Origin of the sequence: Trichococcus sp. ES5 (assembly GCF_900067165.1) — a bacterium.
Classification (GTDB): Bacteria; Bacillota; Bacilli; order Lactobacillales; family Aerococcaceae; genus Trichococcus; species Trichococcus flocculiformis.
Genome location: NZ_FJND01000001.1, coordinates 154,652 through 167,717 on the forward strand (window position 1 = coordinate 154,652; position 13,066 = coordinate 167,717).

The 13,066-nt window shown below is 49.0% G+C and carries 11 protein-coding genes and 1 pseudogene; 6 read left to right on the top strand and 6 right to left on the bottom strand.

The genetic code is table 11. The annotated features are described in order from the left end of the window. The first annotated feature begins 374 nt into the window (after window positions 1-374). The 5 genes and pseudogenes from TES5_RS00655 to TES5_RS00680 all read left to right on the top strand — a co-directional run bounded on the left by TES5_RS00655 (window position 375) and on the right by TES5_RS00680 (window position 5,693). Complete coding sequence (locus TES5_RS00655) at window positions 375-1,061, top strand: polyphosphate polymerase domain-containing protein (protein WP_068558705.1); 687 nt, start codon at window positions 375-377, stop codon at window positions 1,059-1,061. Between the two features lie 175 nt (window positions 1,062-1,236). Next, entirely contained in the window at window positions 1,237-1,911 is a 675-nt protein-coding gene (locus tag TES5_RS00660) for a DUF4956 domain-containing protein (protein ID WP_068558707.1), read from the top strand. A 120-nt stretch (window positions 1,912-2,031) separates the two neighbouring features. Then, a pseudogene (locus TES5_RS15745) lies at window positions 2,032-3,843 on the top strand (carbohydrate-binding domain-containing protein). Window positions 3,844-3,875: 32 nt separating this feature from the next. Further along, complete coding sequence (locus TES5_RS00675) at window positions 3,876-4,844, top strand: serine hydrolase (protein WP_083546384.1); 969 nt, start codon at window positions 3,876-3,878, stop codon at window positions 4,842-4,844. Between the two features lie 252 nt (window positions 4,845-5,096). Continuing rightward, window positions 5,097-5,693 (top strand): 50S ribosomal protein L25, encoded by a 597-nt coding sequence (locus TES5_RS00680; RefSeq protein ID WP_068558715.1) that lies wholly within the window; start codon window positions 5,097-5,099, stop codon window positions 5,691-5,693. 98 nt (window positions 5,694-5,791) lie between these two features. On the opposite strand, the gene TES5_RS00685 is transcribed toward TES5_RS00680, so the two are convergent. The 5 genes from TES5_RS00685 to TES5_RS00705 all read right to left on the bottom strand — a co-directional run bounded on the left by TES5_RS00685 (window position 5,792) and on the right by TES5_RS00705 (window position 9,901). After that, window positions 5,792-6,313 carry an NAD(+) diphosphatase gene (locus TES5_RS00685; protein WP_068558717.1) on the bottom strand — a complete coding sequence of 174 codons (522 nt, stop codon included), beginning with the start codon at window positions 6,311-6,313 and terminating at the stop codon, window positions 5,792-5,794. Between the two features lie 213 nt (window positions 6,314-6,526). Then, entirely contained in the window at window positions 6,527-6,787 is a 261-nt protein-coding gene (locus TES5_RS00690; protein ID WP_068558719.1) for a hypothetical protein, read from the bottom strand. Between the two features lie 18 nt (window positions 6,788-6,805). After that, window positions 6,806-8,935 carry a ferrous iron transport protein B gene (feoB, locus tag TES5_RS00695; RefSeq protein ID WP_068558721.1) on the bottom strand — a complete coding sequence of 710 codons (2,130 nt, stop codon included), beginning with the start codon at window positions 8,933-8,935 and terminating at the stop codon, window positions 6,806-6,808. Beyond that, window positions 8,935-9,153, bottom strand: a complete 219-nt coding sequence (locus TES5_RS00700) for a FeoA family protein (RefSeq protein WP_369813478.1) — start codon at window positions 9,151-9,153, stop codon at window positions 8,935-8,937. Before TES5_RS00700 ends, feoB begins: the two co-directional genes overlap by 1 nt. A 250-nt stretch (window positions 9,154-9,403) precedes the next feature. After that, entirely contained in the window at window positions 9,404-9,901 is a 498-nt protein-coding gene (locus TES5_RS00705) for an AI-2E family transporter (RefSeq protein ID WP_232309252.1), read from the bottom strand. Between the two features lie 155 nt (window positions 9,902-10,056). Here TES5_RS00705 and TES5_RS00710 point away from each other — a divergent pair, with 155 nt between their 5' ends. Then, window positions 10,057-11,400, top strand: a complete 1,344-nt coding sequence (locus tag TES5_RS00710; RefSeq protein WP_255356028.1) for a hydroxymethylglutaryl-CoA reductase, degradative — start codon at window positions 10,057-10,059, stop codon at window positions 11,398-11,400. A gap of 278 nt (window positions 11,401-11,678) precedes the next feature. Here the strand turns inward: TES5_RS00710 and TES5_RS00715 are convergent, their stop codons facing one another. Further along, on the bottom strand, window positions 11,679-12,851 hold the full coding sequence (locus TES5_RS00715; RefSeq protein WP_068558727.1) for a hydroxymethylglutaryl-CoA synthase: 1,173 nt from the start codon (window positions 12,849-12,851) through the stop codon (window positions 11,679-11,681). Between the last annotated feature and the right edge of the window lie 215 nt (window positions 12,852-13,066).

Here is a 13,066-nt window from a genome sequence, read left to right on the forward strand (position 1 = left end):
ATGAGCATCGTAGAGCGCAATGGGTCAGATTTGTCTAATTTCCGAAGGGCTAACCCGTGAAGCTAGCCAACTATTTTAATTGCATGAGACCTTGTGCAAATTTGTGAAACACACATAGTGAAACGCTCATTAATGAAAAACCCAATTAATTACTACAGTTTTATAACAAGGACCGAAACGCTGACCGCCCCCATAGGCTAGCGTATCGGCCCCTTTTTTTTGCATTGGGATTCGGCGCTCTTTCAACTTTACGCATCTTTCCGCTCACTTTGCTCCATTTTTGCAACAACTCTCTGCCCTGTTTACGGAGAATTGTTTCCCGGATCGGCCTAGAATAAGGACATCAAGAGAAACAAGAAACGAGGTTGAGCGTTATGAGCGAAATATGCTACCGCAACGAATTCAAACACGAAATTTCCCAAAAAAACAAAGTCATCCTCACAAGTCGGCTGAGAAAATTCCTGAAACATGACGAGAATTCAATAGGCAACAGCTATAGCATCCGAAGTCTCTATTTTGACACGATTTATGACGATGCTTATTGGGACAAAGAGGATGGCCGCAGCTATCGCGAAAAATTCCGGATCCGTTATTACAACAATGACGCTTCCTTTATCCGCCTGGAAAAGAAAGTCAAGGACGGAGCAGTCGGTTACAAACAGAGCGCCTGTATCACGAAAGACATGGCCGACCAGCTTATCCAAAAAAAATATGATTGCCTTGCCGATGCGAACCATCCACTGCTCCAGGAATTCTATGTCAAGTGCAAAAGCCAATGCATGGAGCCGAAAGTGATCATCACCTACGAACGGGAAGCCTTCGCCTATGGACCCGGGAACACCCGCATCACGCTGGATTTTGATATGCACGCCAGCACACAAGTAACTTCTTTCTTCCATGATGGCCGGATCGGAATAAGGGAACCCGGGATTGACTGCGTACTGGAAGTCAAATTCGACAATTACCTGCCGGATTGGATCCAAAGTCTGGTGCAGACAGAAGAAATAACCAGCACCTCGCACTCAAAATACGTCATCGGAAGACACCTAAACCAAATTTGAGAAAAGCGGAACGGGTTCGTTCAGCCCTGAAAGAATTTTAGGAAATCGTGCCGACTGAGCATCGCAGAGCGCAATAGGTACGATTTATCTAAATTCCGAGGGGCTAACCCGTGAAGCTAGCCATCATTCTAGAAGCGGGTAATATTATTTACAACATACCAGGAGGAATATTGAAATGACAACATTTACAGATATCTTAAAAAACAGTTTTTTGGAGGAAACGGCCGATTTTTCCATCGCGGCGGCTTCCGTTTCCCTTCTATCGGCGCTCTTCATCGGCCTGTTCATCTTCTTCATCTATAAAAAGACCTACGCCGGTGTCATGTATTCGAAACCCTTCAACACATCGCTGGTCCTATTATCTGTCTTGACCACTTTCGTCATCTTGGCCGTAACCTCCAACGTTGTTCTTTCCCTAGGGATGGTCGGTGCCCTTTCCATCGTCCGCTTCCGTACCGCCATCAAGGAACCGCTTGACCTGGTCTTCCTTTTCTGGTCGATCAGCGTCGGCATCATCCTCGGAGCTGGGTTGTATTCTCTGGCTTTTCTCGGATCTGCATTCATTACGGTCATCCTGCTCGTTTTGACAGGAAAAGTCGATTCTTCAGCCCCTTACATTTTGATGCTGCAGCTGGAGAATGAGAATGCTGAATTGCAGGCGACCGAAATCATCAAAAACCGTTTCGGAAAAATCATCGTAAAATCCAAGAGCATAACGGATGGTCAACCGGAATTGATCTATGAAGTAAAAGTCAAGAACAACGAAACAAGCTTCATGAATGAATTGAGCGCCATTGAAGGCGTTCAGAGCGCCACTTTGGTCAGCTACAACGGCAACCAAGCAGGCTAAGAAAAGCTAACCAGTGTAGCTAGACATTAACACCAATTACCAACTAAAAAACATACCCGACAGGAGAACTAACCCATGAAAAGTACTATAATGAATCTAAAGAATAAACCTCTAACTCAAATGCTCGCTCTGACAGGTACCCTTGCCTTATTGACCGCTTGCTCCACTGAAGCGAGCACCACAACAGCAGCCAGCGACGTCTCGACCACGGAGGCGACAGTTGAATCTACTCTTATATCTGACTCCAGTTATTCAGAAAGCAACAGCACAGCCATCAGTTTTTCCGACCAAACAATCACAGTCGACGGATCCGGAGCTGCTGCTGACGGTTCCATTCTGACCATCACGCAACCAGGTACGTATATCCTCAGCGGAACCCTGAGCGAAGGCCAGGTCCGTGTCGAAACAGTCGATGAAGCCGATGTCCAGATCGTTCTCGACGGGGCTACTATCACGAATTCCACCGGAGCCGCCATCTACGTGAAAAGCGCCAACTCCGCGACCATCACTTTGGCTGAAGGAACGACCAATACTTTAAGCGACGGAGAAACGTACACCTTCGAAGACAGTGAGGATGAGCCGGATGCTACCCTGTTCAGCAAATCCGACCTCATCCTGAACGGAACGGGAACGTTGATTGTCGATGCCAATTATGCTCATGCCATCAAAGGTAAAGATGATGTGACCATCGCAGAAGGAACCTATGAGATCACTTCTGTCGGCGACGCCATCAAAGGGAGCGATTCGCTCTTCATCAGCTCGGGTACCTTCACGATCGATGCGGGCGGCGACGGACTGTAGTCCACAAATGAGGAAGAAGAAGGCAAAGGAACCTTGACTATTGAATCAGGCACTTTCGCGATTACGGCAGCCTCTGACGGCATCCAAGCCGCAACCAATCTGCAGATACTTGGTGGCGACTTTACGATCACAACCGGCGGCGGCAGCGCGAACAGCAGTACAGCGAGCGAGGCTTGGGGAACATGGGCAGCACCTTCTGAAGCAGCAGCCACAACTACCACCGAGGAAACAACTAGCGCCAAAGGTTTGAAAGCGACAGGCTCATTAGCGATCTCCGGCGGCACCTTCGTATTGGACACATCCGATGACTCCATCCATACCAATGATGCGATCCAAATAACGGGCGGAGACTTCACGATTGCTTCTGGTGATGATGGTATCCATGCCGATAACACCTTGACAATCGATGACGGAACCATTAACATCAATCAAAGTTATGAAGGTATCGAAGCAACCGAAATCACGCTGAATGGCGGAGACATCACTTTGACATCAACGGATGACGGTGTAAACACAGCCGGCGGAAATGATGCGTCAGCCGTCAGCGGACGCCCTGGTGAAAACACGTTCACCTCGACTGCCGAAGGAGCAGGACTCTTGACCGTCAACGGCGGAACGCTTGTGGTAAACGCGAGCGGCGATGGACTCGACAGTAACGGAAGCATCGAGATGAACGATGGCACCGTAATCGTCAACGGCCCGACCGACAGCATGAACGGTACGTTGGATTACGACAGCACGTTCAACATGAACGGCGGTACGCTTATTGGGGTCGGCAGCTCCGGAATGGCGATGAGCCCTTCTTCGACCTCAGCACAAAGCTTCCTGTTCACATCCTCTATCCCATTGGTTGCGGATGAAGCCATCCAAATCACTGGACCGGACGGAGAAGTGATCATGACCTTCGAGGCTTCCACAACGGCTCAGTCGCTTGTATTCTCCAGCCCTGATCTCGTCAACGGTTCTGCGTACACTATCACAACCGGCGGAACAGTATCCGGCGACTCCGCTACCGGCATCTACGAAGATACGTCCTTCAGCGGCGGTTCATCAACCGTTGAGGTCAGCGCAACAACCGAATCTAGCGGCGGACAAATGGGCGGCATGCCTTCTGGTGGCTTCGCTAAATAATAAAATGATTATCCGGAGTAGGTGTACTTGATATGAAAAAAAGAAAAAGATTAAAAAAGAAATATTCGTTTCTCCTTACTACCCTCTTCCTTGTGGGCTGTGTCACGTTCCTTTTGTGGGACTTAGCCAACTCTCAAGAAGGAGAAAGTGCTGCATCAGCCCAGACCCTGATGACCGATGTGGCGTATGAGGCTGATGAAATGCAGGAGGCGGATGAGACCAGCATTGCGGAAGCGAATGCTATTCTCCAGAGCAGCACCATTTTATCCGCTTCAGGCGAGGATTTGGCAGCGGATTTGGATGAGTTGAATGCAACTTATCCTGATCAGCTTGGTTTTGTCCTCATCAATGAGCAGACCGGAGAAGCCATTACGACCAATGAATCCCGCACCTTCACAAGCGCGAGCCTCTACAAATTGTTTCTGACGTACGCCATCCTTGACCAGGTCGATGCCGGTGTACTTTCCTTGCAGGACCAGATGGCAGACGGGGCGACAATCGATGATTATCTGACCAGTACCATCACAGTTTCAGCAAATGAACCCGCAAAAGAACTTGCACACCTGATTGGCTGGGAGAACATCGAAACCTTCATCCATGAGCAAGGATTCGTTTCCACAAGTTTTAACCCTTACCTGGAGTATGACGGCATTTATTACAACGGGGACCTAGAAACAACTCCAGCCGAAGTAGCCTTCCTGTTGGAGCGCCTATTGGAAGGTGAATTGCTTTCAGAAGCCAGCACTAAATATTTTCTTGGACTCTTGGGCAACCAACAACTCGTCTACGCACTGAACACTGGTCTTAGCTCGGATGTGACTTTTGCACACAAAACCGGCTTGTTGGATGACGTATCCCACGATGCAGGCATCCTGTCAATGGACGGCCAGAATTATATCGTAGCCGTCCTGACAGATGGTTGGCTAAACGCGACCGATGACGCAACTCCAGTATTTGAGGAAATCGGATCGGCCGTAATGACTTACTTGTATGCACAATAGTCATAAAAACTGATAAAGTTTGTCTGTCCGGAAATCATCTCCGTACATACAAACTTTCTCTATATAGCAACGTTTTCGTGGGATGGGTCCTTACGTGATGAACCACGGTCCGGACAAGTCATAAGGCTTATCGTTAGCTATCTCAGTGGATTTGCGGTAAGGTATAGAAGTACTATCTATTTGCTGACGTTATATTTTTTATAGCCAGCTCAAATCCAAGCCAGTACAGGTATACTTCCAGGAGGAAAACATATGAAATTACAAGTAGAGAAACGCGACAAGGTTGGCTCATCTGCAGCAAAGCGTGCACGATCGGACAAGAAACTCACTGCAGTCATCTATGGTAAAGATGTTGAAGCCACTCCAGTATTACTTGATGCAAAAGAATTTGACGAAGTGCTCAAGCAATTAGGTAAAAATGCGATCTTCGAAGTCAGTATGTCTGATGGAAAAACGATGCAAGTCATCGTGAAGGATATCCAACAAGCTGCCCTCAAGAACCAAATCCAAAACGTTGCACTACAGGCTCTTACAAAAGGTCAAAAATTGACGATGACTGTTGCGATCCATTTAGTCGGCAGCGAAGACCTCAAAGAAGGCGTCCTGACCCAAACTTTGAACGAATTGGAGATTGAAACGGACGCTGCCCATGTCCCTACCGAATTCCAAATCGCTGTTAATGAAATGAACATCGGTGATACCCTGACGGTTGCCGATATCAAAGTCGATGCCGGTATTTCGGTCCTTACGGATCCAGAAGCAGCAGTCGCCATCTTGGCAGCACCTGCCACAGAAACAGTAGACGAGGACGAAGCTTCAGCAGAAGCAACTGAAAAAGCCGCTGAATAATCACCAAATCAAAATTTACCTATAGACAAAAAAGATTCGGCTTTGAATGTCAAAGCCGAATCTTTTTTTGTTTCAAATTATTTGCTGGACTATTCTGATCAGAACGCCTTCAAAGCTGTGACCAACTCCAGTCCATTACTTTTTTCCAAGTAGTTTTCCAGGAAGCGCTGAGCCAAACTGCCTTTTTTGATGTTGGCTTTTGCAGCTTCGATGGAAAACCATTCCGCCTGATCCACTTCATCCGTCATACCATCGAGGCTTTCGCTCGCGACGATACAGGAAAAATTCAGCATCAGTGTGTTGTTTTTTTCAAAATATTCGCTTTTGTTGTAGCGCAATCCGACCGTTTGTAGTCCGAGTTCTTCGGCGATTTCACGAGCCGCTGTCTGCTCCGCATCTTCGCCCTTATTGACGTATCCCGCACAGAGAATATAATCTGCCCCACCGTACTGCTTGATCAACAAAATTTTATTCTGTTCCTTGTTCAAAATGACCATGCTGACAGCCGTGTTGAACACAGGGAATCGATATCCCTCGCAACTGTTGCAATAAGGGATGTTCCCTTCATTTTCCAGATGTTTCGCTTCCAGTTCTGTTCCGCATTCCATGCAATGATGCATCTATTTTGTACTCCTTTTCCGATTCCGTTCGTTTCCTCATGAAGCCTTTATCCACAACAAAAAGCTTAGGATAATATGAAATATTATAACATGCCATCTTTTTGATTGAAATCTGTTGATGGAGGATGAGATTCCACTCTTTTCTCCAGATAAAAAGTCGGTGACTCAATCAAAAATAATTGAGTCACCGACTTTTTTTGCTGTTCATTTATATTATTTGATGATTTGGGAGGTCGGGCAGTGCTTTTCTGCCGACGCGCTCTCTTTCACAACACCAAATTGTGCCAGCATTGTGGTGCCGGCAATGCAATCCGCTTCCGATTCTACCGGAGCAGGCTCATTCATCGGGCAAACCGTTACCGTGCAGGCATTGCACTTCTTTCTGCCGCTCGCGATCAAACGGATTTGACGGAATAAGATGTACCCCATCAAGGTCATAAACAACAACAAAACGATCCAAGATTGAACATTCATCACTTACGCCTCCTCTTCCTATTTGACCATCGGTTTCGCCAAGCTGCCCCACATCGGCGAAGCTTTTTTCGGTGCAGGTCTGACGACCAAGAACACCAATATTGCCGTTGCTGCAGCCGCTATGCTGGCTCCCGCCCCAAAAGGTGCACCCAACACGATGACGGATCCGAGCTGATTGATGATGAAGGCCAAGACATAAGCCAAAGTAGTTTGATACAAGACGCCGAAAAGCGTCCATTTGGCGCTGCCGAATTCGGTGCGCATCGCTCCGACAGCCGCGAAACAAGGCATGCAGATCATATTGAACACAAGGAAGGCTACTGCGCTCACCGGGTTGAACAGTGTGCTGAATGCGGCAGCTACCTCCGCCTCCGAACCGGTTGTGTTCATTAATACACCAAATGTGCTGACAACATTTTCCTTCGCGATCAATCCTTGGATGGTCGCCACCGTCGCTTGCCAAGAGCCGAAGCCCAACGGCGCGAAGAATATAGCTACTGCACTGCCGATTTTGGCCAGGATGCTTTGGTCACTTTCAACCGTCATTCGAAGCTGCCAGTTGAAGGAAGATAAAAACCAAATGAAGCTAGAGCTGAGGAAGATGACAGTTCCTGCATTTTTGACGAAGGCCAGGCAACGGGCTCCTACCGCGCGGAAAATGCTTTTCCATTGCGGCCAGTGGTACATCGGCAACTCCATGACGAATGGCGATGCTTCCCCTGAAAAGATCGCTGTCTTACGCAGCAGCACACCGGAGAAGATGACAGTCGCGATCCCCAGCAGGTACATCGACAAGGCAACCCAGGATGCGCCGCCGAAGATGGCGTTGGCGATCAGGGCGATGACCGGAAGTTTCGCGCCACAGGGAATGAAGGAAGTTGTCAGGATCGTCATACGGCGGTCCTGTAGATTTTCGATTGTGCGGGAAGCCTGGATGCCCGGAACAGAGCAACCGGAACCGATCAGCAAGGGAATGAACGATTTACCCGAAAGCCCGAAGCCGCGGAAAACCCTGTCCATCACGAAGGCGACGCGGGCCATATACCCGCTGTCCTCCAGCAAGGTCAAGCAGAGGAACAAGGCGGCCATCTGCGGCAGGAAGCCAAGAACTGCACCCACCCCTCCGATGGCGCCGTCGATCACAAGGCTGCTGACTGCGGGATGGATGGCGATGCTGTCGAAGAACGTTTGCACAGCCTCGGGAACGATGCTTCCGAACAACACATCGTTTACCCAGTCAGTCCCCCACGTCCCCACAGTTGTGATGGCGAAGTAGTAGACCGCATACATAATCAGGACGAAAATGGGCAACCCAAGCCAGCGGTTCGTTACGATATGATCGATCACGACTGAGAAGGAGGCTTTTTCGCTATTTTTCACGAGCACTTGGCGCGTAATTTTCGTCACAAATTTATAGCGTTCGTTAATCAGGATTGCTTCGGAGTCGTCGTCCAATTCCTTTTCATAACGGCTGAGCAGACCTTCCATGACAGCTTGGCCTTCTTCGGGAATCGTAAGTTTTCCAGCAGTTTGTCTGTCCCTTTCGAAAAGCTTGATGCTGTAGTAGCAACGTAATTTTTTCGGAACCAATGGCGCAAGAATTTCTTCGATCGTATCAAGGATGCTTTCCACAACGATACTGTATGTAATCGGTTCTGCTACTGATATAGGTTCAGCGATGGCCTTGAACAACTCTTCCAATCCGCTTTCCTTCAGTGCCGAAATCGTTACGAACGGCAATCCGAATGCGCGCGACAAACCGGCGACGTCGAGCTGATCGCCCCGTTTCTCGACGATGTCCATCATATTGAGAACAACGACAATCGGGAGATGCAATTCCATCAATTGGGTAGTCAGGTAAAGATTCCGCTCCAGATTGGAGGCATCGACGATATTGATGATCAGATCCGGTGCATCCAGCGTCAGATAATCGCGCGTGACGATTTCCTCGATTGTGTACGGGGAAAGCGAATAGATGCCCGGCAGATCGATGACCTGCGTTTCGCCGTCATGCAGTAGCGTGCCGGCCTTCTGTTCGACGGTAACCCCTGGCCAGTTGCCGACACGTTGGGTGGACCCTGTCAAATGGTTGAATAGAGTCGTTTTCCCGCTGTTGGGATTTCCGACCAGCGCTATGGTTTTCCCCATCATTTTCCCTCCCCGAACGTAACTTCGATCATCTCGGCATCTTTTTTGCGTATCGATAATTCATATCCGCGCACCATCACTTGGATCGGATCGCCCAATGGAGCGACTTTTCTGACATAAATGGCAGTGCCTTTCGTGATGCCCATATCCATCAATCTTCTGCGGGTAGCGCCTTGTCCTGTTATCTTGTTCACAATCGCGCTTACGCCGATCGGCAAGTCCCTTACATTCGTCAAAATCGTCCCCTCCATTCTTTAAGTAATAATAATTTTCCGACACTAATTGAGAACCGTTCTCATTAATTCATAGCTTAAGGCATAGACTCCTTCGGGTCAAGATAATTCGTGCATTTTTACTTATTTTTTTTCATCAGAAATGCGTGGATGCATCAGGCTCATAAGGGTTTGAAAAAATAAAAAGGCACGGAAGAAGTCAACTTCTCCCGTGCTTGTGAAATGTTGTCTTTTTTCAGCGACGATGTTTGTCATAATTGTTTCGGCTGACACTCGAGACTTCCAAAACGGCCTTGATCACGACCGCGACCACTGCTCCCAGAACGGCTCCGATTGGTCCGAACAAGAGGATACAAACGACTGTCGCCAGAAACGTGTACAGCGGCCGGATGCCGAGTTCCTTGCCGGTAATGAACGGCTCCGCAATCTGACGAACAACCACAAGAATGATGTACAGCAGTCCGATTTGCCAAGCCAACGTTGTGTTCCCGAGCAGCAGATGGATCACCGCCCAAGGGATCATTACCATCCCGCTCCCCAGAATCGGGATGAGATCGAAAACCGCGATTCCCAAAGCCTTCAGGAACCAAAAATCGATGCCGAAGTACACGAATCCCAGACACAACAGGACAAAACTGATTGTAGCAAGCTTGATCGCCGATATGATGTATCCCTTCAAGCCCTTTCCGGTTGCGTTGATGATTTCTTTGATATAATAGCTGATCGTATCCAATGCGACCCCTCGCTTTCTCTTGATAAATCCAGTATACACGTCTTTGCACCAACCAAGCATCGGTCATTGGACGGTTTCTTTCCCATTAGCATTCGGCTCAATGAACGGTTGATGCCATCAGGATGGTTCTATGATAAGATTATAGGAAACAGACACTGAATACACGTGAAAACACTTGGGAAAAGGAGCATAAAATGGAATCCAACTATCTTCAGAAATTTTACGACAAAACACCACCCGAAAGAATCTCTGCCTTGCACGCGGCCGGCCTCCTGAATGAAGAAGCGACAGCCAAGCTTCATTCAGGATTAAGCTTGCCGCAGGAAATCGCCGACAACATGATCGAAAATCAATTGAGCACCTATGATTTGCCTTACGGTGTCGCCTTGAACTTTTTGATTGACGGAAAAGACTATGCCGTCCCGATGGCCATTGAAGAGCCTTCCGTCATCGCTGCGGCCAGCGCAGGCGCGAAAATCATCGCCAAGGCGGGCGGATTCCGGACGACAATCCAGAAACGGGTCATGATCGGCCAGGTTGCCTTAAAAAATGTCCCCGCCAGTGATGCTGCTGAACAACTTATCCTTTCGCATCAAGATGAAATCCTGGAGACGGCCAATGCTGCCCACCCTTCCATCGTGAAACGTGGTGGCGGTGCCCGTCGCGTCAGCGTAAGGTGTTTGGCCGCCGTTCCCGATGAAGGGATTCCGGCGTTTCTTGTCGTCCATCTCCATGTCGAGACGTTGGAGGCGATGGGGGCCAACATCATCAATACGATGATGGAAGGCGTCATCCCTTACTTGGAGCGTTTGACCGGCGGCGAAGCTTTGATGGGAATCCTGACCAATTACGCGACCGACTGCTTGGCGACCGCCGAATGCCGGATACCTTCAAGACTCTTGGGCAGAGGGAGCCTTTCCGGTGATGAAGTGCGCGACCGACTGATTGAAGCCTATCAGTTTGCCTACGTTGATCCTTATCGCGCCGTCACCAATAACAAAGGCATCATGAACGGCATCGACGCCATCGTGCTGGCATCCGGAAACGACTGGCGCGCCATTTCTGCAGGAGCGCATGCCTATGCCTCCCGCAGCGGACAGTATCGTTCGCTGACAACCTGGAAAAAAGCCGAAAACGGGGATCTGATTGGAAGTCTGACGTTGCCGCTGCCGATCGGAGCTGTGGGCGGATCCATCAACTTCCACCCTGCTGCGAAAATGACGAAAGAAATTCTCGGCTACCGTTCGGCATCCGAACTGGAGTCCATCATCGCATCGGTCGGACTGGCGCAAAATTTCTCCGCCATCAAAGCGCTCGTTACGGAAGGCATCCAAAAAGGACATATGGGTCTGCATTCGCGTTCCTTGGCAATCAGCGCTGGCGCGGTCGGTAAAGAAATCGAACAGCTTTCAGAGCGGCTTAAAGGCGAAAAAAATATGAATTTGGCGACAGCACAGACACTTTTGGCGCAAATCCGCGGTGCGGATGCAGTCGATTGAGTCACAACAAGATCGGTGGCGGAGGGTTCCAGTGCGAGCTGCCGGGCTGAATTCCAGTTTTTCCTCCGGTGAGGCGAGCCTTGCCGGAGTAGAGGTACCGGATTTTGTTTTTTCTCCGGTAGCGGCGGCTTCGCCGGAGTATAGTGGCTGAAATTTGTTTCTTCTCCGGCCAAGGCCGGCTTGGCCGGAGAAGCCGGCCCCCGGAACCATTAAAAATCAAAAAAAGCACGCCGTCCACCAATTATCTGGCTGACGGCGTGCTGTCTTCATTCGTGCGATCATCTGATTTTGTTCAGATAGATGCGTTTGTTGTAGTCCATTCCTTCGATGCAGATGGTTGCAGGATCTGCGTCCACATCCAATTCGATGCTTGAACCATCAATCGGCAAAACACGAGAAAAAATCTCTTCGTATTCTTTGACGCTCACTTCTGTCCGTCCCGCGAACATTTTCCCGTGCTCAGCGGCAGCTAAAGCTTCTTTGAATCCGTCCTGCAGTGTGGCTGAGAAGAACTCACCGACCGCTCCGGAGCCGTAACTGAAGAGACCGATTTTATCGCCCGCCTTCAGGTCATCGGAAAGTTCCAGCAAGGACAGCAGACTCAGATACAAGGATCCAGTATAGATATTACCGACGATTTTGTTGTAGACAGTGCTTGTCCGGTAATGCGCTGAAAGACGTTCGCTGTCTGCTTCGGAACCTTGGTCCAGCACTTCCCGTAGAGCTTTCATGCCCATTTTCGTGTAAGGCAGATGGAAACAGATGGCTTCGAAGTCAGCCAATGTGGCTCCGTATTTCGCTTTGAAGTCTTCCCAAACGTTCACGAAGAACGAAATGTACTGCTCATTTGAATATTTACCATCGACAAAAGCCGTTTCCGAGTAGATGGGTCTCCAAAAATCCATCACATCAGCGGTCAGATAGCTGCTTTCGTTCTCCAGCGCAAGGATGCGCGGTTCCGCGCTGATGATCATAGCGACTGCACCAGCACCTTGCGTCACTTCACCAGCCGTACCGATTCCATAGCGGGAAATGTCCGAACCGAGCACCAATACACGGCTTTCCGGATTCAAAGCAATGTGTCCTTTCGCCAGTTGGATGCCGGCAGTCGCTCCGTAGCACGCCTGCTTCAATTCGATGCAACGAGCGTGTTCCTGGATCCCAAGCAGATCATGCACGTAGACGGCACCTGATTTCGAATTGTCGATGCCCGATTCCGTCCCGAAAATGACCAAGTCGATTTTCTCCAGATCCTCTTTATCAATGATGCGCAATGCGGCATTAGCGGCTAACGTAACGGCATCCTGCGTGATGGGCGCGACAGCCATCTTTTCTTGCCCGATGCCGATAGTGTACTTGGCCGGATCGACCCCCCTGGCCTCCGCCAATTTTTCCATATCCACAAAGAAGTGCGGCGCATAAAAGCCAATCTTATCTATCCCAATCTTCACATCAATTACCCCTTATTGTTCATATATATAACATTTTTGATGCCTGTCATCCCAAATGATAGACCAGACCGCACAAAAAAACAACCTCGGGCCATCCAAATTAAGGATATCTTAGAAATCTGTTATTCGAAAATTGCGTTCTGTTTGTAATTCTTTACTAATTCTTATATGCTAAAGTGCACTGATTATCGTAAAATAAGAGATACACCTTGTGG

What these genes read in the sequence shown, in the direction of transcription:
- TES5_RS00685 (WP_068558717.1), bottom strand. Translation starts at nt 6,313, where the DNA reads ATGCATCATTGCATGGAATGCGGAACAGAACTGGAAGCGAAACATCTG.
- TES5_RS00655 (WP_068558705.1), top strand. Translation starts at nt 375, where the DNA reads ATGAGCGAAATATGCTACCGCAACGAATTCAAACACGAAATTTCCCAA.
- TES5_RS00675 (WP_083546384.1), top strand. Translation starts at nt 3,876, where the DNA reads ATGAAAAAAAGAAAAAGATTAAAAAAGAAATATTCGTTTCTCCTTACT.
- TES5_RS00690 (WP_068558719.1), bottom strand. Translation starts at nt 6,787, where the DNA reads ATGAATGTTCAATCTTGGATCGTTTTGTTGTTGTTTATGACCTTGATG.
- feoB (WP_068558721.1), bottom strand. Translation starts at nt 8,935, where the DNA reads ATGGGGAAAACCATAGCGCTGGTCGGAAATCCCAACAGCGGGAAAACG.
- TES5_RS00660 (WP_068558707.1), top strand. Translation starts at nt 1,237, where the DNA reads ATGACAACATTTACAGATATCTTAAAAAACAGTTTTTTGGAGGAAACG.
- TES5_RS00680 (WP_068558715.1), top strand. Translation starts at nt 5,097, where the DNA reads ATGAAATTACAAGTAGAGAAACGCGACAAGGTTGGCTCATCTGCAGCA.